Here is a 24811-nt window from a genome sequence, read left to right on the forward strand (position 1 = left end):
TATAAAAACATAATTTGAAAAATGCAAGCGCTTTTAATTCAAATTACTCTACTATGTAATAGATTTTGAATATCATGAACAATTTATTACAACAAGTTTGTTTAATACAATGATCCCGCTAATCAAGAATTCCTAGTAATTATTTGTGACTATTCACAGTTTAGGATTCCTATTACATCAATAGATTATAGCCTTTGAAGTGTTTTAGAAGTAAAAAAGAACATGAAGAATAAAATCATCATGTTCTTTTTTTATAAAATGATTTAGTTGCTTTAATTCCCATATATTACCACATGAATAGAGGTATTCTTAAAAAGCTTTTTAACATTTTTACAGCACCCCTTAAAGTATCTTCTTGATTATCAATTAGAGGCGAAATGTTGAATTTAAGATCGACTCTTAATTTCTCTCTTTAACAAAAACGGCAGCCTCCATAGTTGGAGACTGCCGATTTACTACTTTAAAACCCATTTATATCGCGGATTAAATTATACGCATCTGGTGTCCCAATACCTGAAGCCATATCATAGCCAGATGTAGCCGGATAGTACAAGTTTGTTCCAGACGTAATATCATGATATGCTGCATATTTTTGAGTTGTATTAAAGACTTGATAAAGAGTTGGATTTGCTTGACCTAGGTTGCCCTTGCCATTTGCTGCTGCAAATTGATTATTAAGTGCAGCGATTCCAGCCCATAATGGTGCGGCAGCTGATGTTCCACCGACTACATGCCAAGCACGTCCAGTATAGATGGAATAGCCGGTGTTAGGGTCTGCAGCTGCCGATACATCTGGAACCTCCCTTTTACCATTCGAATAACTGTTTTGGACACCAGGACCTGACTGGAATGACGGCATAGCATAAACTTTAGATAATCCTCCACCGTCACCCGATTTACTTGTTTTGTTACTCCAAACGGATTCTGAACTGTAAGTAGTACCGCTTAAATTTAGGTGAGTTCCACCAACGCCAGTCACATACGGGTCATTTGCGGGACTATCGACCTCTAAAGTTCTACCTCCAGAATCGTAGGCACCATTGTCTCCAGACGCTGCAAAAATACTTTGTCCTTGGGCAGCAAATTGTTGGAATATGGTATGTAAGCTATTCATCGTCGCAGTTGCTTCATGCTGCTCACCGATTCCCCAGCTAACAGAAATTGATTTTGCCGTATTATCAGAGGCAATTTTTTGATAAGTATCAATTAAGCCTTGGGCGCTATTTGGCCCTTCGTATACAATCACTTGTGCTTTTGGCGCTATTGCATTGATTACCTCAATATCAAGTTCAACTTCGATTGCACCTTGACCGGCAGCACCACTGTAACCATCAATATATACATTTGTTGGTGCAGGGCTTCCTAGGCCATAGTAGTTGTTATAGGTACTAATGTTCGTTGCTTTATACCCGTCCAACTCCATGACTGCTACAGTCTGACCAGATCCAGTATATCCAGCAGTTGCCAGTGGGTTGATATCGTAAGCACCTTTTAATTCAGCCGGTGTATAACCGCCAGCTGGACCACTGCCCACATTCGGTGTCACCACTTTATTCTGCCCTGAGACTTGCATAGATGAACTACTAATTTTCGAATGTGTATAATGTGGTTCATTATTTAGACCTTCAACATTCGTAATCACCCCGGAAAATTCAGCGGGAATGGAAGGAGCTTGATCATTGGCATAATAGGTTTCGCCATTTGAATCTTTATAGTTATTTATGGTTACACCAAAAGTATCTTCCATTTGACCAATGGTACCACTGACCGTAATAAAGGCATTATTGGAAGAAACATTTTCAACGTTAAAGCCTTGACTTGTCAAATAGCTTTTAACATTGGCAACAGTTGTATCAGTTGGTCCATATTGATTTTTAAATTCGTCGGGAGTTAAGTATTTCTTGTAGTTGATGGAGTTAGGGTTCTTTAAGCTGGCAATATAATTATCCAGTTTATCGCTGTTTCTTAGCTGAAGGGCAATCGTTATAGAAGCTTTGGAGTTACGGTTTGTGTGACCAATGGAAGTGCCGTGATTTGCAGCGGTTGGAGCTGCCTGAATAAGTTGTACATGTTTAGAAGCTGCAGCAAAAGTTGAGCCTACTGGGAAATACAATGATAATGTTAACATCGAAGCAACTGTCGGTACTATTAATTTTCGGTTTCTTTTTTTCATCCTTACACCTCTCCTTAGATCCTAAATAAAATCTTACCAACAATCTAGAAATCAAAAGTCGATTTGAGGCTACCCGACTACCATGAAATTAAATTTCCCAGTAATTCTTTTGGCTATCGGCTTCGGGTTATATATCACCTTCTTTCAATAATACAACTTTCCATTTGGGATATATTTTTGTTATGGAAATGTTTATGATTTGAGTTTGACGTAAAAATTAGAATCTCCTGCAAAAAACATTTTTTTTAATTGAACTTTAAAGAATCTTAAAAAATCTTAAAGTAACTAAACTCCCAGATAGTTGAAGAACATAGAAAAAAAGAGTAATCTTACCAACTCTTTTATACTATTTCTTATCAAAATGTTCTTTCTCCTCAGCCTATATCTTAAATTCTCGGAGTTACTTTCTGCAAAAAGCGTATTGTTGCGAACCCCCTATGAGTTAATAATTCTCATACTTTTGCTTTTTTTCTCACTCATGAATCCTTTATGTGTAAGAAATATATTTCGAATATTCCTAAATAGTTTTAAGTTACCATTCTTTAGAATAGAATTAATTTAAAGATGGCCTCACCTGTTTTTTCGTACTGTTGTTTCATTAGTTCGTTTTAAAGAAACTAAATGATAGAGGGTGATCTATTTTATGAGTCATTTCTTATTAAGTAGACTTGGCAACTGGAAAATACAAATTCATTGCCATCCTGGTATTAGAGCAGTTGGGAATGAGCGGGAAGTGCTTTTACTCGATGAAGAACATGAAAAAATTGCACATTTTTCAATTGATACTAAAGGAGCCTTTTTAATACTGCAAATCCCATGGGGTGGTTATGTAAAAATTAAAGAGGGCTACCAAACAATCGTTGTACATATTCCGTTTGAAGAAGATACAGAAGAATAGTTGTATGTAATATGGGCTGGCTTTAGAAAAAACTCCATAGTTCAATATGTAAAAAAGGGTGTTGAACTATAAAACGATCTATAGAGAAAACAATATTGTGTTTCAACAATTTTAATATACCAACAAATTATTTTAATTGTTTTATTAGATTTTAAAAATATTAAGAGCGAATTTTAGATAAATAAATTCAAATGATAAGTATATAAGTTGATGTTCGGTCTTAATTGACTTAAAAACTGATTAATACACTGTTAAGTTACACTAAATAAAGGATATTAAATTAGGTTTTTATCGTAAACTTTTTTTTGATGAATTAGTTGATTGGAATGGAGGGATGCTCGACTCCTATGGGATAAGCGGGAAGACTAAAGACCCCGCAGGCTCGCTGAGGAGGCTCAGCTATCGCCCCATGGAAAGCGAGCATCCTGTAATGGAAATCAACATCACTCTACTCCTTTTACGAAATTTGATTATTAATTGACAAGATTGTTTTTCAACAGCATGAAAAAAGAGTGTGCCATTTAGCACACTCTTTCCTTATTATTTACGCAATGTTAAAAACTCTAATTGTCTTAATCTTACTGTGAAGAATGTAATCGGATCGAAGTAAATACTTGGATTAGATTTCATATCTTCTAAAGTTTGATTATAGTTAGAAATTGCTACTCTTGTTTCATCAACTAGTTCATGGATTTGCTCAAATGGAGCATGTAGGAACATTGATAAATCTCTTGGTAAAGTTTTTTCAAACATTTCAAATTGTAGGAAAAACTTCATTGATAATTCTGATGTTACATCATCATAGTTGACATTATCAACATACTTTTGATATTGAGCAACAAGCTTTGATTTATTTTGTGGTAGTAAACCTAATAAGATACCTGAGCTCTTTAAGATAAACTGAGATGGTGATGAGTTTAATAAAATATTCATATCATCTAACTGAGTCATACTAGTCATTCGATCAGCATCACGGCGCCAGTCATCTAATACTTTAAAATCACACTCAAGATTTAAATATTCATTTCCAATGTACTCATTTAAAGAATCACTCATTTCAGTTAAGTAGCCTTGAGTACCTTCTAATAAAACACCTGATTCTTTAATCCAGTTTTGAAGAGCTTCATTTAGTTTTGGTAAAGTATTCTCTCTTACATACTCACCAATTCGAAGATTCATCTCCTCGTTTAGCGTTTCAAGAATTGTACCGAAATCACTATCTTCTTTGATTAATTCTTTACATTCTTTTAGAAGACCAGGAATACTTAGCTTCAGGTCATATTTTAATTCGTCTTTTAATTCGCGATACGAGCTTTTAATTGTATTTAGATGTTCCATTTCTTTATCTTTTAAAGAATGTAATAGACCATTTAATTTGTCATCAAGAACTTCATTCCATTCAATATTAGCACGTAGTTCGTCTTCGTTCTCAACTCGTTTTTCTAATAAGAAATTAATTAATTTGCGAATAGCTAATAATAATTTTTCTGTTTGTTTAGAATTTGCTTCAGTTGAAAGAACGTTATCCTCAATAAATAATTCTAAATCTTTAAATTGATCTTGATTACTATAAATTGAAGAATAAGGTAATACATTAGCGCTAGGGAAATCTAATCTAACTTTCGCTTGGATTTCAGCGCGAACTCGATCAATTTCTTCTTTACTATAAATAGAATCCATCTTATTTAAAATAAAGTGAATCGGTAGAGTTGGTAATTCTTTATGAATTTTAACTAGTAAAGATCGTTCGTTTTCTGTATAAGGTGCAGTAGCGTTTAAAACATAAACAAGACGATCTGCAAGTTTTACAGATTGTAATAATGCTTTTGTATTAACTTGGTTTCCATCAATTCCAGGTGTGTCAATGATTGATAGTCGATGCTTTTCTAAAAATGAATTTGGTAATTTATAGTAAACTAATTCATCACCTTTTAACAGATTATTTTCAACTGTTGTTAAATCGTAAAAATCTGCAAATTCAGCAAGCTGTGTATTTCCTTCCTTCGAAAATACGATAATATTTGAATCACGATCTTGTTCAAATAATACAGGCATTGTCGTAGAAGAACCCATCATTTTCTCACCTAATAGTGAATTAACAAATGATGATTTACCGTTACCAGATGTACCTGCAACAAGCATTGTTGTATTTTCAAATTGAGTTAATTTACTTGTCCACCACTCAAAACGGTCTCCAACTTCTATTTCATTAAAAGCAGACCATTGTAGAATGTTTTCAAATAATTCTTTTCCAATTTCAAAGCAATCAGGCGTTTTTAGTAACTGTTCAAAAGCCATTTCTGCGTCAGCAACAATTTGATAATCAATACGGCCTGGGAATAATCGATCCCATGCAAGTGTTGCAGTCGTTGCTAAAACTGCACCTTTTATATCGGTAATACGTAACCAATTTGTTAAGAAGCTTGGCATCACTTCCTCAAGCTGAGCTACAAAATACTCACCTTCAACTAATTCTTCGTATGTCATTGAATAGATTGATGGCAAACGATTCCACTTCACACCTGTCTCAACGTTGATTTGGAATAACATATCATTAAATGTTTGTAACCAATTTACATAAACTGATTGTTCTCTGTAACTATTCCAAAGTGCTTCTACCATTAATTCAAAGTGCTCAAGATCAACTTTTGCTAATGATAGTAACGGTTGCACAAAATAACTTGGTGCCATTTCTTTTGTTACACCATTTATAATGTATTCTCTTAATACAATAAACCATTTTAAATCTTCTGTTCGAATTGATTCATCTGAAGCTAGAGCTACAGCACTATTCCAATCGTGATGTTTTTCATAAAAATTACGAGCAATTCTTGTTACGTTTGGATAATCAGGATTATATTTTACTGCTTCTTTAATAATACGATCTGCTTCCTCGTATTTCGAAACATCGATATAAAGTGAGAATAAGTTTAAGAATATTTCAGATGTCAAAGTACTACTATCTGTTTTAACTTCTTTATATAGCTTTTCTGCTGTTTCATATGCACCTATTTCATAATAAGAATCAGCAATATTTTTCTTTGCCCAATCACTTAACTGGTTTCCGACTTTTTCCCATTTGAAAACTGCAGTTTCAAAATCTTTATTTTCAAAATAAACTTCACCTTGTGCAAATCGGATAGATGAAAGATCCATATCATCATTTTGTTCTCTGTAAAGGTCAGCTAAAACTGCAATAGGATGGTTATTGTTTTCATTTTCATTTAAATACGATTTATAAAATTGTTTTTTAATAAATTGTTCTTTCACTTTAACTTTTACTGTCATGTTATCACCTACTATGTATAATAAAATCAAATTAAGTCCAAAAATATGCCAAAAGGAATATGTTAAATTTATACAGCATTATTATTCTACCAAATTAGAGTAGCTGAAATTGTGACAATTCTATGTCATTTTCAAAAGATTTTTGTTATATTTGTTACGTTACATACAAAACATAGGTAAAAGAATATTTATTTGGAGGCATTATGCTAACTTACGAAGAAAAACTTACAATCATTGAATCATTTCCAGAATTAACTAAAAAGACAGTCTCACTTGGACGTACAAATTTTCAATATGAAGAAAGTCTAAAAGAAAAAAAGAATGTGGTTTATCATTTACATCCTAATGGAAACGGCTTTGTATATGCTGAAGGTATTAAAGGGTACAAAACAAACGAAAAAGGTATGGTAAATATAAGAGAATTTTCTGAAGAGGAACTTCGTACAATACTTACTAAATCAATTGAAAGCCTATCATTCGAACCAATATTTGAAGAAGATGAAGAAGTAGAAGAAATCTGGGTTAATGCGAACGGACAAATCCTTAAACTTGTTTCAGAAATGGACATGTGGAATGTTTACGCAGGAGAAAATCTTGATGGTACATTCAATAGCTATGGTGAAGCTTGTGAATATTTAGATGAAGAAGGTTTTGATGTTCAAGACTGAACAAGAATAGAGCTTGGGTGAATCCAAGCTCTTTTTAATTTCTAGATATTAATGTAATTCATTTTTGGATTTACTGCCTTTTTTAGACCGATAATCGTTTCCTTTTGTGTTGTCACCACTTGTAGGTGATTGTCCATGAAGTTCAGGTGCGTTTTGATTTTTACTTCCTTTGCTGCCATTTTTACTTGTCATTTTGCTTCCTCCTAATACCATTTATCATAAATAGATTCCCATTTTAAATTAAAGATTATTCAAGGAATTTAAGCACATAATAATAAAAAAGGAGGGTTAAACATGGCAAAAGGACATACAAACAAAGGTCAACAGAAAAGTTCCGTAGATCAATTTGGACATTCAGAGGAATCTGCTTATTCGAAGAGTAAAAAAATGGAAGAGTTTCATAAGAAAAATACAGAAAAAGACAGCTAATAGTTCTTTTTATTCTTTTAAATGTACTTGCTAATTTTCCTTCAACAAGTCATTATAAAAGTATGATTAAATTGGAGGAAACTAAATTTATGAGCGAAAATAACAATGAACCAAAAAAAGTTAGTCTTCAGGAATTAATGAAACAAAAGTTGGCTAGCAAAAAACAGCAAAATTCTAATCAAAATAATGGAGTAAATGCTGTTAAAGATATGACGAAAAAAAATCAAATTTCTAAAAAGCCAAACAATCAACGCAAACGTATGGGTGTGTAATTAGAAAAAACGACTGAGGTAATCAGTCGTTTTTGATTTGGCATTTTTATATGTCTTCTAAGAGATTTTGATTGCTATTATTTTCCCCAAAGGTTAAAACTTCCTCTACTGGCTGATATGATTCACCGTAAAAATGTGTATCTCTATATGTATGAATCATATTATAAGTTTTTTTCATTGCTTTAAAGATCATTTCTTCACCCTCATTATTTGGAGACCAGTATAAAATCTCCATTGGGTTTATTTCTTGAGTAGCTAGTGAGCGTCTGTTATATCCAATTGACTGAGCATGCTCAAAACCTTCTCTTTTATAAAATCGAAGCCTTTTTTCTGTATCTGTATCTTCATAATTAACTGGTTCAACCTCTAAAATAATCGGTTTGCCCTTCTTCTTTAACTTATCAAGCAATTTATAACCAAGACCCTGCCCACGGGCATCTTTTGAAACGAACAAGTAATCAATAAATACAAAATCATCTAGTTCCGCATACATTAAAACATGATGTGGACCTTCATCTTTATGGTAAATTTCTGATCGCTCTTTCAATAAAGTTTCCATATGTTCTCTTGATTTCATTTCTTCAACTGGAAAATACTGATTTAGTTTTTCATACCAATGCATTGATATTCTCCTTTTCTTACATGCAGTTTGTAGCATCACGCTAGACAATTCATTATGTTAATGACCGCCCACTAACTCAACTTTCTCTTCGTTTAACTGATTAGTAAATATCTATACAAAAAAAATTAGTAAGTCCTTTCAAATGAAGTATTTGAAGTATTAATACTTTTCATGCAAGAAAAAAAGTTCATTGATATGAAATTAACATTATTTCCTTAAGGAAACCCAATCTTCCGCTAACATACCAAAAACGATGTGATCTACATAGTGATCATATAACCATTCGGCTTTCCTGATTCGACCTTCTTGAAAGAATCCTAACCTCTCAGGAATAGCACGACTTTTTGTATTTTCAACAGCAGCACGAATCTCGACCCGATTTAGCAATAGATCTGTTAATGCATAATTAACAAATGCATGACAAGCTTTTGTCATTATGCCTGTACCTTCAAACCCCTTTCCTAGCCAATAACCGATACTAGTCGACTTATTTGACCAATCAATTTTATGGAACCCGATAACGTCAACAAGTTTTGAATTTGACCAAATACCTGCTTGAAACCCATTGTTTTCAGCAAATTGTTTCATTGTCGATTTAATAAAATTCTCTGTATCCTCAAGCTTTTTATTATTTGCTATTAATGGTAACCATTATTTTAAATGTTCCATAGAATTGATTGTTAATTTGTATAACTCATCAGCATCTTGTAGAGTTAATAACTTTAATCGCAAGTTTTCTTCAATTTGATAACTAAACATGATCATTTCTCCCTCCAAATTTGGTTTTTTTCAACCTAATAACCGACTTCTTTATCATGAATAAAATCTCGGTCATTATATGAATTAACCTTTTCATTTGGCAAATCCTCCGGAACCCTTATAAAACGGGAAAATAGTTCAGTACCTGTTCCAAGTTTTTTATCAGATAAATTAAAGCAATCGATCAATTCTATGAACTTCCATTGTACTGTTTGATCATATTGATTTAAGTATTCTACTTCATTTTTTATTGCTTCTTTTTCACCAATTAGATAAGCTTCTTCCTCTGATGGTGCTTTTATAAGTAAAATGTTTTAAACAAAAAAAGACAGCTTTAAGCTGCCTTAATCAGTTATGTTAACGATGTGATGGCCACGATCCTTGCAATTTTCTATTTTGAATAATTTGTCCCGTATGGTAAGCATCATGTAGTAATAAATCCATTAATTTTACTTCAAAAGAATTTCTCAATAGTTCCTCATCTGTCATATTACTCACTAGCTGTCTTAAACTACAATTAGTATTTTCTAAACGTTCAACTACTTTTTTCCATTCGTTTTCTTCATTCGATTGTTCAGTAAGAAAAAAAGTTTGATCACCGTCTAGATTTTGTGTCCACTCTCTACCTTCTAGATTTGCTACAATCCTCTCTTTGTAATAAAGAAGATGATTAACGTTTTCCCAAATTGATTTAGTTGCTTCCCCTGATGGCCTCCAAGCAGCTTGTTCAGCTGTAATTCCTTCAATTGAATCTTTAAGTGGCGCAAACCAACTTTCCTTATCATATGTTTTGCCTAATACGTTCAAAAACAACTCTTTTCGATTCAATTAATTTCCCTCCTTTTTAAGCTCTAATAATTTTTAGAAATTACTTCTTTAAAGTCTCCTCATAACCATTAAACTGTCATTAAAAAAGTAGGACTAAATTTGAACTAAATTATAACGATTGATTCATATTGAGGTCACCACTGTTTATTTATTCAACAAATGGCTATTTTTACCTTTTCTTTTTTTAACTTTCTTAAAACATTTGTATCTTTGGGATCAACCTTCTAGAAATTAGCCAAAAATACTTCTATAAAAACAAAAGGAGTCACAAACATGACTCTCTTAGTAGCATTAATTATTAAGTTACAATGTTAAGTACAAATAAAACTAAAAACACACCAGAAAGTACACTAATTTTTTGAAACTTTGTTCGTTTTTCAAACCAGTTCCATCTTTGATTCTCGGTATTAACAAGTCCAAAATAAAACATCAAATAATCAATAGCACCCATTAATAAAGCCCCTAATACGACCCAAACAATATTTGACATACAAATTCTCCCTTTATGTAAACGATATTTAGTAAAAAGTTTCTAATTTTACATAATTATACATTAACGTTTGATATTTGTAATTTGGGGTAATTTCACTATTTTATGAAAAAAATCGCAAAAAAAAAACGATAAATTATCAATTTATCGTCACGCTGTTCAAAAACAACCTTGTCAATTAAATTACTAAATTTTCGTAAAAGGAGTAGAGTGATGTAGATTTCCACTACAGGATGCTCGCTTTCCATGGGGCGAGATTCTTTAACCTTCCCGCTTATCCCATAGGAGTCGAGCACCCCTCCATTCCAATCAACTTATTCATCAAAAAAAGTCTACAATAAAAACCTGATCAAATAGCCTTTACTTAGCGTAATCTAACAGTTGTTTATTAAACAGTTTGTTGGTCAATAAATATCGAACATTAATTAATAAACTAATCAATTGAATTTGTTTTTCTAAAAATTAGCTCTTAACTATTTTTAAATTCTCAATAATAAAAAAATTACTATAGTTTGTTGAAATTATAAAACCGCTCAAACATATAAAAATTTAAAAGCATTATTAGATAGTAAAAAATGAATTCTATTATCAATAAGATTCACTTAATATCCGTTATATTTAAGACCTTTAGAAGAATAAGTATTCAAAGATGAAAACAAGAAATCTGCAAGGCTCATTAAGGAAAAGTGTAAGAATGAAGAAGTTAAATTCTAAAGCTCAACATAATTCCAACGAAATTTACAACTAATTAAATTTACTTATTTTTCTATTTTTAAATAATACATAATGAAAAAATGTTCATGGGTTTACTAAAGAAATAAATAATCTTACCCATTAAGAATTCATGAGTATAACAAGAACAACTTTACTTACTCATAAATGGCCTAACAGTTCAGTTTCTCCTTTTTAATATATATCAATCGTTATCAAGATTTTTAACTATTTGAAAAATAAACCTCATATCCTCTTCCAACATCTTTTACACTATGAGAATCAGAACCATACATTAACTCGATGTTTAAGGAATTCGCAATTTCAACGACATGGTTTGGTGGATATGTTTCACCACAATACTCTTTAAATAATCCTGCAGTATTATAGTCTAAAATATAATTTTTTTCTTTTACTAGTTTTAATAATTCAACTTGTTTATTTAGGATCTTTTCGGTATCATCACATTTCAAAAATTGTTTAAATTTATTGCATAAAGTCATATGTCCGATTCTTTTTGGTTTAAACGGACCTAAATCATCAATGATTGACTGTTTTACAAGTTCGTAATAAGCAAGTTGAAACGCTTCTGTACTACCATAGTAGTTTACTAAACCAGAAAGAGTATCTTCAGCTTTATAATCTATACAATGCCAACCATTTTTTCCTTCCAAGTAATGAACTGACAAAAGTCCTGTGTCACAATATTTACCGTATTCTTTTAAAAAATCTTTAAACCATACTGATTCACTCGGTAAATAATCGTATTCAAATCCAATTTTTATACGAATTCGATCCTTATACTTGTCTTTTACTTTATACATTTCGTTAATATATTCGTCTACTTCATTTTCAGACATCGCAAGCGAAGCAACTGTTTCATTTGGCTTTAAGCAGTTTTGAAATGATGATGGTACGGGTGTATGTTCAGTGATATGGTATTCATCAAACCCAAGTTCAATCGCTTTTTCGATCATTAATTGTACGTCATCACCACTTCCGTGCGGACAATATTGTGTATGTGTGTGCCCATCAATTTTCAAGATTTTACTTTCTCCTTCCTATTTATTAAGCAATTGTTTATCTCTTCAAGTTTTATTCCTTTTTCCACCATTAAGACAACCGTGTGATAAACTAGATCACTAATCTCATAAATTAATTCTTCAGTTCCTTCATTTTTAGCTCCAATAATTACTTCGCTCGTCTCTTCGCCTACTTTTTTCAATATCTTATCAATGCCCTGATTAAATAAATATGTTGTATATGATCCTTCAATCGGATTCTCTTTTCGATCTCGTATCGTTTCATAGAGATTTGGCAAATAACTTAATGATTCATCTTGAACAATATTTTTTTCTTGCATTAAAGTTAATTTTTCGGAAAAACAACTATAGCTTCCGGTGTGGCAAGCTACTCCTACTTGTTCAACCTGAAGTAAAATTGAGTCTTGGTCACAATCATAAGAAATCGATTTGACATATTGAAGATTCCCCGATGTTTCTCCTTTTTTCCAAATTGATTGGCGACTTCTACTATAAAAAGTGGCAAATCCAGTATCGATTGTGAGTTTAATTGATTCATTATTCATATATGCCAACATCAATACCTCTTTCGTATTAATATCTTGCACAATTGCTGGTACTAAGCCTTGTTCATTAAAGCGAATTTTTTCGATATCAAAAAACATGTTTTCTCCTCCTAAAGTCGAACTGGAATATTTTTTTCATTTAAATAGTCTTTTAATTCACTAATTTTGATTTCTCCAAAATGGAATACTGATGCAGCTAATACTCCATCGACATTTGCATATTCGATCGCATCATAAAAGTGTTCTACTTTACCAGCTCCACCAGATGCAATAACTGGTACATTAACTGCATTTGTAATTTTTTGCAGTAATCGAATATCAAATCCTCTTTTCATACCGTCTTCATCAATACTATTTAAGACAATTTCACCCGCTCCAAGCTCCACACCTTTCTTAGCCCAATCAATCGCATCCCATTCAGTCTCTTTCCGGCCACCATTTATAAACACTTTATAATTGCCATCTTTATTTAACTTTGCATCAATTGAAAGCACAACGCATTGTGATCCAAAACGATCTGATGCTTCCTTAATTAGATTCGGATTTAAAATTGCGGCAGAATTGATTGATACTTTATCGGCTCCATTTCTTAATAGTTTTGTAAAATCATCAATCGAGCGTACTCCACCTCCAACACTGAAAGGAATACGCAGTTCCTTCGCTACTTCTGAAACAAATTTTAGTGATATATCTCTTTCTTCATTTGAGGCCGTAATATCATAAAATACCAACTCGTCAGCACCATTATCACTATAATATTTTCCTAGTTTTGTAGGTGAGTCAACATCTTGAATACTTGAAAACTGTTTTCCTTTTACGACTCGTCCATTACGAACGTCTAAGCACGGTATAATTCTTCTTGCAAGCATTTAAGTGCCTCCTCAACTGTAAATTTTCCTTCATATAATGCTTTACCAGAAATCGCACCATAAATATTTAACTTAAGTAGTGAAATTAGGTCATTGATCGAACTCACTCCACCTGAAGCGATAATATTTAAATTTGTCTCTTCAGCTAACCTTTTATATACTTCTAGATTAGGTCCACTTAACATGCCATCCTTTGATATATCAGTGTATACGACTGTTTTTACACCGAGTAGCTCTAACTGTTTACAAAATTCATAGCTATCTTGATTTGTTGACTCTTCCCATCCATTTATGGCTACAAAACTGTTTTTTGCATCTACTCCTACAATGATTCGATCACCGTATTTTAAAACAACTTCTTCTAGAAGTTGTCTATTATTAATTGCAGCTGTACCTAAAATTACTTTTTCTACTCCTAATTCTAACCAAAACGAAATCGAATCAAGTGACCTTATTCCTCCACCTAATTGAATGTTTAAATTCGTATTTTGAACGATTTCTTTAATAATCGAAGCATTTTTCCGTTCCCCAGTTCTTGCTCCATCTAAATCTACGATATGTAGTACTTTTGCACCTGCTTTTTCAAAATCTAACGCAACTTCAAGTGGTGAATTCTTATAAATTACTTTCTTATTAAAGTCTCCTTGCTCAAGGCGAACGCAATTACCGTCTTTAAGATCAATTGCTGGATATAGAATCATATAAACACATCTCCTTAAATGCTTTTAATAAATTTAGACCTGTTTCTGCACTTTTTTCAGGATGAAATTGCATTCCGTAAATATTACTGGATTTAATAATTGCTGGAATCTTTACCCCGTAATCGGAATAAGCTAAAAGCTCATCATTTGTTGAACTAATATAAAATGAGTGTACAAAATAGACATAATCGCCTTCATTTACATATTTTAATAATGATTCCTGTTTAGTAAAATTTAACTTGTTCCAGCCCATATGTGGAACTTTTACAATGTCAGGTATACGTTTTACTTGACCTTTTATTAAGCCAAGACCACTTGCCCCGAAGTTTTCTTCACTAAATTCATATAGTAATTGCATTCCTAGGCAAATTCCTAAAATCGGAGTACCGCTTTTTGCCTTAGTCTTTATACAATCTACTAAACCAAGTCGATTTAATTCGTTCATCGCTGCTTCATAAGCCCCAACACCTGGAAGAATAATAGAAGAAGCTTGCTCAATCACTTCAATTTCATTCGTAATGACTACAGGAAAATCAATTTCCTCACATGCTCTTTTTAATGAATCTAAATTACCTACACCATAATCAATAATAATATTCACTTATAACATTCCTTTCGTGGAAGGTAATTTAGTCGAAGTTACTTCAACTGCTTGTTTAACCGCTCTGCCAAATGCTTTAAATAAGGCTTCAATTTTGTGATGATCATTTTCTCCATATAAAACTTCCATATGACAATTCATTCTAGCTTCAGAGCTTAATGATTTAAAAAATTCTTTAAAATTCTGTGTATCAATCATTCCTATTCGTTCTCTTACCGTTCGATCATTATAAACAAGATACGGTCTACCACTAAAATCGACGACAACTCTTGCTAACGTTTCATCCATTGGAATATAGCATGACCCGTAACGATTAATGCCAATTTTTTCGTCTAACGCAATTAATAAGGCTTTACCTAATGCGATACCAACATCTTCTGTTGTGTGGTGATCATCTACTTCAAGATCACCCTCACAAAATACTTCTAAGCTTATACCGCTATGGAATGAAAATAACGTTAACATATGATCTAAAAAACCAATTCCAGTTTGAATAGTACTTTCTCCATCACCATCTAAATTTAATTTCAAACGTATATTTGTTTCATTTGTTTGTCTTGTTATCATTGCAGTTCTCACTTTGAATCCTCCTCAAATCGAATACTAATTGCTTTACCGTGACCAAATAGTCCTTCTTCCTCTGCAATCAATTCGATATGTTTTCTTGCTACACTTAAAGCAACCTTGTTGTAATAAACTACGGATGTTTTCTTTTGAAAATCATTTACATTTAAAGGCGAGGTAAATCTTGCAGTTCCGCTAGTCGGTAATGTATGATTTGTTCCCGCAAAGTAATCGCCAACAGGCTCTGGAGTATAGTCTCCTAAAAAAATAGCACCAGCATTTTTAACTTTATGAACGGTCGACTCTGGATTTTTTATCATTAGTTCAAGATGTTCAGGCGCTAACTTATTAACAAGCTCAATTCCTTCCTCGATTGTTTTAACGACAATAATTGCTCCATAATTTTCGAATGAGCTTTTAATAATTTCTTTTCTTGGTTGTTCTTCTAATAAGTTTGGTATTTCTTGCTGTATTTTTTGTGCAAACTCTTCTGAATTTGTAATAACAATACTAGATGCCATTTCATCATGCTCTGCCTGTGCCATTAAATCAGCAGCAATAAATCTCGGATTGGCAGTTTCATCTGCTAATATAACAACCTCAGTTGGACCTGCTACCATATCAATTCCTACTATGTCTGAAACACTTTTCTTAGCTAGTGCCACATAAATATTGCCAGGCCCAACTATTTTATCTACTTTTTCTATTGTTTCAGTTCCATACGCCAATGCCCCAATTGCTTGCGCTCCACCAATTTTTAACACTTTTGTTACACCAGCTAATTTCGCAGCTACTAGAATGGAAGGCTTAATTTTCCCTTCTTTATTTGGTGGCGTTACAATGACAATTTCATTCACTCCTGCTATTTTTGCAGGAATCACATTCATTAAAACTGTTGATGGGTATGCCGCTTTTCCACCTGGGATATACACACCAACTCTTTCAATCGGATTAATTAATTGTTGAACATATGAATTTTTTTCGTTTATTTTATAACCATCTTGCAGTTGCTTTTCATGATATGTCTCTATATTTTTCATAGCTTCAATCAATGCATTTACTAAGTTTTCATCAGTTTGTTCTAGAGCCTCATTGAACTCATCTTCACTAACTTCAAAGCTTTTTAGTTTGACCTCATCATAGATTAAAGAATATTGGCATATAGCTTCATTTCCATTTTCTTTTACATTTAATAAAATCTTTTCTACGCTTTTTGTGATCTCAACAGTAGGTAAATTCGTTCGGTTTATAATACTTTCAAGTTTTTCGCTTTTATGATTAATCGATAAAATTTCCAGCATATATGTTCCTACCCTTCTTAATTTTTTCTATAAATTCAGTAATACGTAAATAGTTAAATCGATAACTTACACGATTTGAAATCACTCTAGCACTGATCGGAATCATTTCTTCTAAGATGACTAATCCATTTGCCTTTAAAGTACTTCCTGTTTCTACTAAGTCAACAATAATATCTGACATACCTACAATTGGTGCTAATTCAACGGAACCATTTAAATAAATAAGTTCAATATTTTGCCTAAACTGAAAATACTTTGAAGTAATATTTGGATATTTTGTTGCAACTCTTAACGTTTCATCACCTCGATCAATTAACGTTCCTGGAAAACCCGCTGCTGCAAAAATGCATTTTCCAAGTTCTAGATCCATCAACTCATATACATCTTTCTCTTGTTCTAGCAGAATGTCTTTTCCAACAAAACCAAGATCGCAAACTCCTCGTTCAACATATGTAGCGACATCCACAGGTTTCACTACTAAATATTTAATTTTATATAACTCATCTTCAAAAATTAGTTTTCTAGTTTTAGAATCAATTACTTTTCGATAACCAGACTGACTTAATATTTTTATAACCTCATCTTCAAGTCTTCCTTTTGCAACTGCAACTGTTAACCAACTCACTTTACATCCCTCATTTGACATGTTATCCAAGCATTTGTATCAATCGAAAATCCGATTGCATCAATACTGTTTTCCGAATCTTCAGACACCAAAAGATAGCGTCCTCCACTTAAAACCTCTTTATTTAACTGATCATAATACCCTTTAAAAACGATTCCGTCATAATAATCCAATTCATTTACGATTGATAGATCAAGAAGAATATTTGGACTAATTTCTTGAAATTTGATTACCTTTTCAACAGCATTTTCCATTTCATTATTTAAAACTAAACTTCTAAGCAATGAATGAAGTTTTTCTCCTTTACCTTGTAAACTAAATAACTGTTCAAAAACATTTCTAGCTTGAAACGGTAAATTAATTGACTGAATAAATCGTTCTAATTCATCTATGTTTTTTAAATAAATTAGCTTTTTCAATTTGTTTTTTTGCGACTTGGTTAAATTACATTCTTTAAATAATCCTTCGATAAACCCTGTATGCCCGATTTCTAAAATAAAAGGAACATTGCTTAATAAATCAATTGCCATAATAACTACTTCTATTTCAGATGCTTCAGTAATTTCCCCTAAATTTTCAATACCAAATTGATTAGTTTCTTCAAGCTCTACCCCATTATTTCGATAGATTGTTGATTGATAAAATACTTTACATTTCTCTTCCTTCAGCGCGATCGGATAAATTTCTTTCATCAATGCACTTGTTAAATCAGGTCTTAACAATAAAATTTGTTGTAAACGTGTTAAAACAACAACTAAGTCTTCTCTAGCCAATCTTGGGTTTCGACTTGAAAATGAATCATACTCTTCAAATAGCTGGGGATGAAACGGAATATATCCTCGCTCTAGTGCATAATCTTCCATTTTCCTTTTATATCGATAATTGACTAATGACTGCTTTAATTTCCCATCCAATTGAACATTCCCCCTTCTAGAAAAAACAAAAAGGCCATACAGGTTAAATGCCTGTATGGCCTTCTGGCACGACACAAGCACCTTTTTCGTAACACGAAGAGGGCTTGCATCTATGGTCAATTTTTGTCCATAGATTCAAACCCTGGGTGGATGATGATGTTGTAGCCCATTATTCGTGCGTGCGAAAAACATGTTCATGTCTCCTTTTTCGTTTTATTTTTATTCATCTTAATGAATTTAATATAAGTTGTCAATCCCTTTTGAAAAATAAAAATTTTGGAAGGGTTTACATTAGGGTTTTTTAATTTTTTAAATCTATTAAACTAAAATTAGTTTTATTCTAATAACAATTGTCTCTGTTATAGTAAAATATTGAACAAAATTCTTACCTAGTAAAGACATAATAAATAACATAAAACCAACTAAAAAACCCGTGAATTATTGCCCAGAGTACTGATTTATGAATACTCCAAGATATTGTAATGGCTAAAGCAGAACCGAAAGTGATAACACTTTTTGAACCAACTGGAACATTATGTCTTTTTTCTGACCTTTCTTTCATACCTCAATCCCCATTTCCACTGAACCTAGATTTTACTTTGTTAATATTTATTCTTCAGTGAAAAGTTTATTCTCTTCAGGTATTAATATTCTGTTATTGCATTGCTACCAGTTGTAGTACGTATCCGTTTGTATTATCAGTGCATCTAGCTTTTTCTGGTAGATTTTCGTAATTAGTTAGATATCAAAAGAAAAGGTTTCTTTAAATCCTTTTTTTCCTTCAAAAGTTATTTTTATGGCTCTTGTTTTTGGCATACGTTGAATCCAATTCAATTCTAAAAATCTTTCTAGAAGAGCATTTCCCAATGCTCCACCAAGGTGGTATCGTCTTTCACTCCAATCTAAACATCTATGTGAAAATGATCGACGCCTCTTCTTAATTTTTTCAAGATCAATTTGAAAATCAGTAAAGAATCTCTCACCTTTTTCCGTAACAATAAATGCTTGCTTTTCTTCTTTTATAACTTCCAAATTAATTAAAGAATCAGTTAATAGTACCCCAAACTTACCAGCTGGATGATCGTAACACGTTCTTGCAAAACGTATTGCCGTATTTTCTGAAGCTTGTTTTAAAGACCTAATTTCAATTGGAGGGGCTATTGATAATAATGTCTCCAATATTTGAGCAACTTCCTGATTTCGAATACCGTAGTAACGATGTCTTCCTTGTTTTTCTACACTAACTAATTTTGCATCGACCAATTTTGCTAAATGAAAACTAGCCGTTTGTGGTTTTATTCCAGCCATATATGCCAGTTCGCTAGCAGGATGAAATCTACCATCTAAAAGGACTGTTAATATTGCTGCACGTGAGGTTTCACTTACAAGCGTTGCAACCACTGCTACATTAGGATTTACATTCATTTTAATTCTCCTCCCATTATGTAATCCATATTTCGATGATAATTGAACTAATTATATTCTACAATAAATTTTGAAATACATAATTATTAGGAGGAAAAAAATGAATCATTTTACAAATACAAAGTTGATTAAACCTAAAATTCTATACTATGGAACACCTGTGATTTTACTAAATACATTGAATGAGGATGGGACAGTCAATATTAGCCCTATGTCTTCCTCATGGGCTTTAGGAGATTGCATAATATTAGGAATTGGACTTGGCGGGAAAGCTATTGAAAATTTACAGCGACATCCTGAATGTGTAATCAATGTACCTAGCCCTTTGTTATGGGAGAATGTTGAATTTTTAGCCCCTTACACGGGAAAAAATCCTGTTCCTGATGCTAAGAAAAATATAGGATTTACATATGAAAAAGAAAAATACAATATCAGTAAATTATCTGCTACAGAGTCACAAACCGTAAAACCTACACGCATAACGGAATGCCCAATTCAAATCGAGGCAATTGTAAAACACATTCGTATCCCTGAACATTCACCTGATTTTGCAATTGTTGAGACACAAGTTTTACATGTACATGCTCATAATGAAATCATCATCGAAGAAAATCATATTGATCCAAATAAATGGAGTCCACTAATATATAATTTCCGTCATTATTTCGGTCTCGGAAATAAATTAGGTAAAACTTTTCGTTCGGAAATATAGTAAACAATTAAATAAAAAAGTCAGATTCCAAATTGTTAGGAATCTGACTTCATTATTAATATTTTAAAAAGGAAGATTAATAAATAATTTTCAAATCGTGTACTTCAACATTGTCAAACCAACGCAATGCTTTTGTGCAATTTCTTTTAAGGATTCAACCTCTCCTAGATAATCTTAAACAGTAGTTAGTTTAATCGCTTATGAATACTTATTCAAAAAACTGGATCTTCAATTGTTAGTTGTGTCTAATAATTGGGGTGCAGTTCATTACTTAAGTCATTTTACATAGTTTAATTATTGATAAGTTGACACATAAGTTCACTTTAATAAGATATGCTTATATAATTTGTTGAACTCTAACCACCTGAAAATATTCCCAGCAATGTTGTATTCCGTTTCTTTATTTGTAACAACACGTTATCCGACCACGTATTCATTTGTATCTTTTTGACGGTAAAAAGAATTAGTTCTTTTTTTGCCATATTCGATTTTAAATTGTGCATCTAATTCGCCAAACTTACTTGTAAATTTCAACAATATTCCATTCCCATCAGGTGTTAGAAATCACTGTTTCTTTCTTTTTGCTACCAATAAAGTATTATGATGCTTTTTTAGAGCTTTCAGTTCGTTTTCATGAAGATATTCCATGTTGTTTTAGAATCTCCTTTATTAAACGGTTTGATTAAGTTCATTTTAACATGCTAATCTGTTAAAAAAAGTACAAAAAATGCCATGTTAATTGGAAATTTCCGTCCTTATTAAAGGGAATAATAAGATTCAAAAAGGCCTCATGCTTTAGTTGAATAACCTAGATGGCTTCTTCAAACTTTATAATTTCATATAAGGTTCTTCATTAATATTTGGGTAGGCTACAAGGCATTCACCAAGATTGACCTTAAGCATAAATCGGATATTAGTATACTTTCATAAGGAGTGAACTTAGAATTATAGTATATTTCAGTGAATAAATTCATCTCTATACATACCAAGTGATTGTTTTTTAAGGTCATCCCAAATTGGCGTTGAAATATTCGCTTCCTTTTGTAACTGATCGAATGTTCTATAAATGGCTTCAATCTCACTAAAGGAGCCCTCAATCAAATTACTCATTGGAAGTTTATGAAATATTTTCAATCCATGGTATGCAATTTTTCGGTATTTACGTACCAATTTCTCTTGAAAAGCTGGGTCAATTTTGTATCCCAATTTATCTAACACCATAAAGCCCTCATCCATTGCAGAAATCATCTGTAGTAATGTATTCTTATCATTTGCTATTTTTTTAAAGTCAAAGTTATTTAAATAATGGATTGAGTTCATCGCAACAATTGGTATGAGGTGACTTTTAAGCCAGCCATCAATATGATCATGATAAGTTAATTTATACTTTGCCCCTTTAAAAGCCTTCTCTAATGTTGCTTTAAAAGGTATGTCACCTTCCAAACTACCGATTACCATTTGACCCCCACCACGAATCGAAATGATACGCCCACTTTCTTCACGTTTCCCTCCACTAAGTTGAAAACCAAAGGCTATATTCTTTTTGACGTTGCTATTTTCATTTAGGAATCTTTGCATATTTGCCGAATCAGCATTATTCCCAACAATCACGATATTTTTACTTATATTTTGTGCTAATACCGGTAGGACAGAAGGAAATTGATTATATTTGATTACGACAAATATAAGATCATAGTAGTCATCTGGTTCAAGTTTATCAATAATGTTAACTGAATCAACGGTATTTTTTCGTTGGAAATAATGACGAATAACAATTCCATTTTGTTTCAATTGTTCATATCTTTTACCTCTGGCTAAAACAGTTACATCATTCCCGCCTCGTACTAATGAGTGAGCAAGATAACTTCCCAAAACGCCTGCGCCAAAAATTAATATTTTCATTAAATTACTCCTATTCTATCGAATCTTAATCGTAAAAGATTTTCGGAATTAATAGTGGACATTTGTTTTTTATTCAACAAACGTCTATTATCTAGAAGTTTAGCAACAGACTATTGTTGTATCAATGGTTAATTATCCTGATTTTGTTTAATAATGAACAAATTAAATATATTTGTTCAACTAAAGTCTAATAAAACACATTTGTTTCTTTTTGAACAGTTGTTCATTATAATTAATCTACTAAACCAATTTCTTAAATGAAATGATAGTTGAAGGAGTATCTTATGGATAAGAGAATCAGAAAATCTAAAAAAGCGATTGAGGATGCACTAATTAGTTTAATGGCGGAGAATGATTTTGAAAGTATCACCATTAACTCAATTGCAGAAAAAGCGGACGTCAATAGAGGGACAATTTATTTACATTACAAAGACAAATTCGATTTATTAGAGCAATGTATTGAAAGAGAGATAAAAGAATTATTAATATCTTGTTTACCTGAAGGCTCCGAAAGTTTTCCATCTAAAATACCTTTACTAAGGACATTTAACTATTTAGAGAAAAACTCTTTTTTTTACCATACTTTATTAACAAATACTGGTGTTCCCACATTTAGAAACCAATTATTAAGTGTAATGAAAGATGGAATGAGAGACCAATTAAATTTAAACGAATTGAATCAAAATATGAACAAAGAGTTTCTTATTCAGTTTTGGTCTTCTGCAACAATTGGGGTAATCGAATGGTGGATCACTCAATCAATGCCAATTACCGCAGAAGAAATCACAGAACAATTATGGATTTTACTAGAACGAAATCAAATTTTACTAAATATTGATTAATCAAACTCCATTCTAATCACGTTGATTTCAACTTACATGCATTTATTTTACTCATATTCGTTGCTATCTTCGAAAATCTAAATTCCTTTTTTCAACAAAAACAAATTACATCAATATGTATTCGTTATATGTAGGAAAAGAAATCACACTTTTAAAGCATCTACATATTGTTTAGCTTCTAATAATGAAAGTCCTAAAACAGTTCTAACCTTTCTAATTGCTTGAAATTGGACACATAAAAGAAAATTCTTTTTTAAGAGGGATTGGCTTCGGTACTAAACCGGAGTCTTTTTATTTATGTCCAATGTTGACAATGACATTTTTTAATTTTAATCTGTTCTATTCCGTCAGATCACAATTATTATCTTGTAATTATTAACAATTACTACTAAGTTCTTATGTAACCAAAAGGTGCCTATAGAACATCCAAGTTACTATCTTACTTTAAAGTACGTTCTTCTTTTCTTTTTTAATTTATTACATAATAGCAACTGTAGAGAATAGATTCCTTAGAGGACATCATTCATCATCTAATTTCTTTTCTCTAACTACAAATTTAACTTAACTTCATTTTTTACATGAAGATTAGTATATATAGGAGGATTTATATGAAAGAGAATAACTTATTTCAAGGAAAACTAGGTTTTGGAACTGCCCCACTAGGAAATATGTTCCGTAACATCCCAGATGAAGAAGCATTCACGACTGTTGTTGCAGCTTGGGATAATGGCATTCACTACTTTGATACAGCGCCACTATATGGTGCAGGTCTAGCTGAAATCCGCCTTGGAGAAGTATTATCAAGATACAATCGTGATGATTATGTTTTAAGTACAAAAGTAGGACGTTTAATTCTTGATGAACTAGAAGACGTTTCTGCACGAGACTTAGGTGAAAAAGGTGGAGTTTTTGAATTTGGTCGTAAGAATAAAATTGTGAACGATTATAGTGCTGACGCAACTTTACGTTCAATCGAACAAAGTTTAAATCGTTTGAAAACCGATCGTTTAGACATTGTCTATGTTCATGATATTGCACAAGACTTTTATGGTGACGAGTGGATCGCACAGTTTGAAATTGCTCGCACTGGTGCTTTCCGTGTACTTTCTCAATTACGAGACGAAGGAGTTATTAAATCTTGGGGACTTGGTGTAAATAAAGTAGAACCGATCGAAATCGCATTAGAATTAGGTGAATACAAACCTGATGTTAGCTTATTAGCTGGTCGTTATACACTTCTAGATCATGATCGTGCGCTTCAACGATTAATGCCTGAAGCTGCTAAACAAAATGTTGATATTATCGTTGGTGGTCCATATAGCTCAGGTATTCTAGCTGGTGGAACTCACTTCGAATATCAAAAAGCGTCACCTGAAATTATCGCAAAAGTTGAGAAAATCAAAGGAATTGCATATAGACATGGTATCAGTGTGAAAGCTGCAGCTCTTCAATTTTCATTATCAAATCCAGCAGTTGCAACTGTTATTCCAGGTGCTAGTAAGCCAGAGCGAATTACAGAAGACCAGGCTGCATTAAATGAAATAATTCCAGCGACATTCTGGCATGAAATGAGAGAACAAAAACTAGTGTCAGAAAATGCACCACTACCAATAGACATTAAATAATAAC

General features: G+C 32.2%; 27 protein-coding genes. 7 read left to right on the forward strand and 20 right to left on the reverse strand.

Annotated features, from left to right (window positions below):
• Positions 1-460: 460 nt before the first annotated feature.
• Positions 461-2173 (reverse strand): S53 family peptidase, encoded by a 1713-nt coding sequence (locus tag CN946_RS13750; RefSeq protein WP_098861660.1) that lies wholly within the window; start codon positions 2171-2173, stop codon positions 461-463.
• Positions 2174-2816: 643 nt separating this feature from the next.
• Between CN946_RS13750 and CN946_RS13755 the strand changes: the two genes are divergently transcribed.
• Complete coding sequence (locus CN946_RS13755; RefSeq protein ID WP_098861662.1) at positions 2817-3071, forward strand: hypothetical protein; 255 nt, start codon at positions 2817-2819, stop codon at positions 3069-3071.
• Between the two features lie 540 nt (positions 3072-3611).
• Here CN946_RS13755 and CN946_RS13760 read toward each other — a convergent pair.
• Entirely contained in the window at positions 3612-6359 is a 2748-nt protein-coding gene (locus CN946_RS13760; protein WP_098861664.1) for a dynamin family protein, read from the reverse strand.
• A 203-nt stretch (positions 6360-6562) separates the two neighbouring features.
• Here CN946_RS13760 and CN946_RS13765 point away from each other — a divergent pair, with 203 nt between their 5' ends.
• Positions 6563-7027 (forward strand): hypothetical protein, encoded by a 465-nt coding sequence (locus tag CN946_RS13765; RefSeq protein WP_098861666.1) that lies wholly within the window; start codon positions 6563-6565, stop codon positions 7025-7027.
• 48 nt (positions 7028-7075) lie between these two features.
• On the opposite strand, the gene CN946_RS13770 is transcribed toward CN946_RS13765, so the two are convergent.
• The gene (locus tag CN946_RS13770) at positions 7076-7219 is read right to left on the reverse strand and encodes an imidazoleglycerol-phosphate dehydratase (RefSeq protein ID WP_141546915.1); all 144 of its coding nucleotides are present in this window, start codon (positions 7217-7219) and stop codon (positions 7076-7078) included.
• A gap of 102 nt (positions 7220-7321) precedes the next feature.
• Between CN946_RS13770 and CN946_RS23830 the strand changes: the two genes are divergently transcribed.
• Positions 7322-7456 (forward strand): hypothetical protein, encoded by a 135-nt coding sequence (locus tag CN946_RS23830; protein WP_286133932.1) that lies wholly within the window; start codon positions 7322-7324, stop codon positions 7454-7456.
• A gap of 89 nt (positions 7457-7545) precedes the next feature.
• A complete protein-coding gene (locus CN946_RS13775) occupies positions 7546-7728 on the forward strand; it encodes a hypothetical protein (RefSeq protein WP_056470570.1) in 183 nt (60 codons plus the stop codon).
• Positions 7729-7774: 46 nt separating this feature from the next.
• On the opposite strand, the gene CN946_RS13780 is transcribed toward CN946_RS13775, so the two are convergent.
• The 16 genes from CN946_RS13780 to CN946_RS13850 all read right to left on the reverse strand — a co-directional run bounded on the left by CN946_RS13780 (position 7775) and on the right by CN946_RS13850 (position 19726).
• A complete protein-coding gene (locus CN946_RS13780; protein ID WP_098861670.1) occupies positions 7775-8350 on the reverse strand; it encodes a GNAT family N-acetyltransferase in 576 nt (191 codons plus the stop codon).
• Between the two features lie 207 nt (positions 8351-8557).
• Positions 8558-8989, reverse strand: a complete 432-nt coding sequence (locus CN946_RS13785) for a GNAT family N-acetyltransferase (protein WP_353616200.1) — start codon at positions 8987-8989, stop codon at positions 8558-8560.
• A 155-nt stretch (positions 8990-9144) separates the two neighbouring features.
• Positions 9145-9420 carry a DUF4288 domain-containing protein gene (locus CN946_RS13790; protein WP_098861672.1) on the reverse strand — a complete coding sequence of 92 codons (276 nt, stop codon included), beginning with the start codon at positions 9418-9420 and terminating at the stop codon, positions 9145-9147.
• 46 nt (positions 9421-9466) lie between these two features.
• On the reverse strand, positions 9467-9937 hold the full coding sequence (locus tag CN946_RS13795) for a DinB family protein (RefSeq protein ID WP_098861674.1): 471 nt from the start codon (positions 9935-9937) through the stop codon (positions 9467-9469).
• Between the two features lie 298 nt (positions 9938-10235).
• Positions 10236-10427: a hypothetical protein gene (locus tag CN946_RS13800; RefSeq protein ID WP_098861676.1), complete on the reverse strand. Its 192-nt coding sequence runs from the start codon at positions 10425-10427 to the stop codon at positions 10236-10238.
• A gap of 935 nt (positions 10428-11362) precedes the next feature.
• Complete coding sequence (gene hisJ / locus CN946_RS13805) at positions 11363-12181, reverse strand: histidinol-phosphatase HisJ (RefSeq protein ID WP_098861678.1); 819 nt, start codon at positions 12179-12181, stop codon at positions 11363-11365.
• Complete coding sequence (gene hisIE / locus CN946_RS13810) at positions 12178-12825, reverse strand: bifunctional phosphoribosyl-AMP cyclohydrolase/phosphoribosyl-ATP diphosphatase HisIE (protein WP_098861680.1); 648 nt, start codon at positions 12823-12825, stop codon at positions 12178-12180. The genes hisJ and hisIE overlap by 4 nt, the downstream gene beginning before the upstream one ends.
• An 11-nt stretch (positions 12826-12836) precedes the next feature.
• Positions 12837-13595 carry an imidazole glycerol phosphate synthase subunit HisF gene (gene hisF, locus CN946_RS13815; RefSeq protein WP_098861682.1) on the reverse strand — a complete coding sequence of 253 codons (759 nt, stop codon included), beginning with the start codon at positions 13593-13595 and terminating at the stop codon, positions 12837-12839.
• Positions 13565-14296, reverse strand: a complete 732-nt coding sequence (hisA, locus tag CN946_RS13820; RefSeq protein WP_098861684.1) for a 1-(5-phosphoribosyl)-5-[(5-phosphoribosylamino)methylideneamino]imidazole-4-carboxamide isomerase — start codon at positions 14294-14296, stop codon at positions 13565-13567. The genes hisF and hisA overlap by 31 nt, the downstream gene beginning before the upstream one ends.
• Complete coding sequence (hisH, locus tag CN946_RS13825) at positions 14274-14897, reverse strand: imidazole glycerol phosphate synthase subunit HisH (RefSeq protein ID WP_098861686.1); 624 nt, start codon at positions 14895-14897, stop codon at positions 14274-14276. Before hisH ends, hisA begins: the two co-directional genes overlap by 23 nt.
• Positions 14898-15476: an imidazoleglycerol-phosphate dehydratase HisB gene (hisB, locus tag CN946_RS13830; protein ID WP_098861688.1), complete on the reverse strand. Its 579-nt coding sequence runs from the start codon at positions 15474-15476 to the stop codon at positions 14898-14900.
• Positions 15473-16759 (reverse strand): histidinol dehydrogenase, encoded by a 1287-nt coding sequence (gene hisD, locus CN946_RS13835; protein WP_218012663.1) that lies wholly within the window; start codon positions 16757-16759, stop codon positions 15473-15475. The genes hisB and hisD overlap by 4 nt, the downstream gene beginning before the upstream one ends.
• Complete coding sequence (hisG, locus tag CN946_RS13840) at positions 16740-17387, reverse strand: ATP phosphoribosyltransferase (protein ID WP_098861692.1); 648 nt, start codon at positions 17385-17387, stop codon at positions 16740-16742. The genes hisD and hisG overlap by 20 nt, the downstream gene beginning before the upstream one ends.
• Positions 17384-18301, reverse strand: coding sequence for an ATP phosphoribosyltransferase regulatory subunit (locus CN946_RS13845; protein ID WP_098861694.1), 918 nt, complete (start codon positions 18299-18301; stop codon positions 17384-17386). Before CN946_RS13845 ends, hisG begins: the two co-directional genes overlap by 4 nt.
• Positions 18302-18686: 385 nt before the next feature.
• A complete protein-coding gene (locus CN946_RS23505) occupies positions 18687-18863 on the reverse strand; it encodes a hypothetical protein (protein ID WP_176547326.1) in 177 nt (58 codons plus the stop codon).
• A gap of 176 nt (positions 18864-19039) precedes the next feature.
• Complete coding sequence (locus CN946_RS13850) at positions 19040-19726, reverse strand: ArsR/SmtB family transcription factor (protein WP_098861696.1); 687 nt, start codon at positions 19724-19726, stop codon at positions 19040-19042.
• A gap of 100 nt (positions 19727-19826) precedes the next feature.
• Between CN946_RS13850 and CN946_RS13855 the strand changes: the two genes are divergently transcribed.
• A complete protein-coding gene (locus tag CN946_RS13855; RefSeq protein ID WP_098861698.1) occupies positions 19827-20438 on the forward strand; it encodes a flavin reductase family protein in 612 nt (203 codons plus the stop codon).
• Positions 20439-21395: 957 nt separating this feature from the next.
• On the opposite strand, the gene CN946_RS13860 is transcribed toward CN946_RS13855, so the two are convergent.
• Positions 21396-22340, reverse strand: coding sequence for a ketopantoate reductase family protein (locus CN946_RS13860; protein WP_098861700.1), 945 nt, complete (start codon positions 22338-22340; stop codon positions 21396-21398).
• Positions 22341-22624: 284 nt separating this feature from the next.
• On the opposite strand from CN946_RS13860, the gene CN946_RS13865 reads away from it, so the two are divergent.
• Positions 22625-23182: a TetR/AcrR family transcriptional regulator gene (locus CN946_RS13865; RefSeq protein ID WP_098861702.1), complete on the forward strand. Its 558-nt coding sequence runs from the start codon at positions 22625-22627 to the stop codon at positions 23180-23182.
• A gap of 608 nt (positions 23183-23790) precedes the next feature.
• Positions 23791-24807, forward strand: a complete 1017-nt coding sequence (locus CN946_RS13870) for an aldo/keto reductase (RefSeq protein WP_098861704.1) — start codon at positions 23791-23793, stop codon at positions 24805-24807.
• Positions 24808-24811: the final 4 nt, after the last annotated feature.

It is taken from the genome of Bacillus sp. AFS053548, from assembly GCF_002575105.1.
In the GTDB taxonomy this organism is placed as follows: Bacteria; Bacillota; Bacilli; order Bacillales; family Bacillaceae_G; genus Gottfriedia.

Coding starts and splice junctions, on each gene's coding strand:
- CN946_RS13770 (WP_141546915.1), bottom strand. CDS start 7,219: ATGACAAGTAAAAATGGCAGCAAAGGAAGTAAAAATCAAAACGCACCT.
- CN946_RS13800 (WP_098861676.1), bottom strand. CDS start 10,427: ATGTCAAATATTGTTTGGGTCGTATTAGGGGCTTTATTAATGGGTGCT.
- CN946_RS13850 (WP_098861696.1), bottom strand. CDS start 19,726: ATGAATGTAAATCCTAATGTAGCAGTGGTTGCAACGCTTGTAAGTGAA.
- CN946_RS23830 (WP_286133932.1), top strand. CDS start 7,322: ATGGCAAAAGGACATACAAACAAAGGTCAACAGAAAAGTTCCGTAGAT.
- hisF (WP_098861682.1), bottom strand. CDS start 13,595: ATGCTTGCAAGAAGAATTATACCGTGCTTAGACGTTCGTAATGGACGA.
- CN946_RS13870 (WP_098861704.1), top strand. CDS start 23,791: ATGAAAGAGAATAACTTATTTCAAGGAAAACTAGGTTTTGGAACTGCC.
- CN946_RS13775 (WP_056470570.1), top strand. CDS start 7,546: ATGAGCGAAAATAACAATGAACCAAAAAAAGTTAGTCTTCAGGAATTA.
- CN946_RS13750 (WP_098861660.1), bottom strand. CDS start 2,173: ATGAAAAAAAGAAACCGAAAATTAATAGTACCGACAGTTGCTTCGATG.
- CN946_RS13755 (WP_098861662.1), top strand. CDS start 2,817: ATGAGTCATTTCTTATTAAGTAGACTTGGCAACTGGAAAATACAAATT.
- CN946_RS13855 (WP_098861698.1), top strand. CDS start 19,827: ATGAATCATTTTACAAATACAAAGTTGATTAAACCTAAAATTCTATAC.
- hisA (WP_098861684.1), bottom strand. CDS start 14,296: ATGATTCTATATCCAGCAATTGATCTTAAAGACGGTAATTGCGTTCGC.
- CN946_RS23505 (WP_176547326.1), bottom strand. CDS start 18,863: ATGAAAGAAAGGTCAGAAAAAAGACATAATGTTCCAGTTGGTTCAAAA.
- CN946_RS13765 (WP_098861666.1), top strand. CDS start 6,563: ATGCTAACTTACGAAGAAAAACTTACAATCATTGAATCATTTCCAGAA.
- CN946_RS13860 (WP_098861700.1), bottom strand. CDS start 22,340: ATGAAAATATTAATTTTTGGCGCAGGCGTTTTGGGAAGTTATCTTGCT.
- CN946_RS13760 (WP_098861664.1), bottom strand. CDS start 6,359: ATGACAGTAAAAGTTAAAGTGAAAGAACAATTTATTAAAAAACAATTT.
- CN946_RS13865 (WP_098861702.1), top strand. CDS start 22,625: ATGGATAAGAGAATCAGAAAATCTAAAAAAGCGATTGAGGATGCACTA.
- CN946_RS13780 (WP_098861670.1), bottom strand. CDS start 8,350: ATGCATTGGTATGAAAAACTAAATCAGTATTTTCCAGTTGAAGAAATG.
- hisIE (WP_098861680.1), bottom strand. CDS start 12,825: ATGTTTTTTGATATCGAAAAAATTCGCTTTAATGAACAAGGCTTAGTA.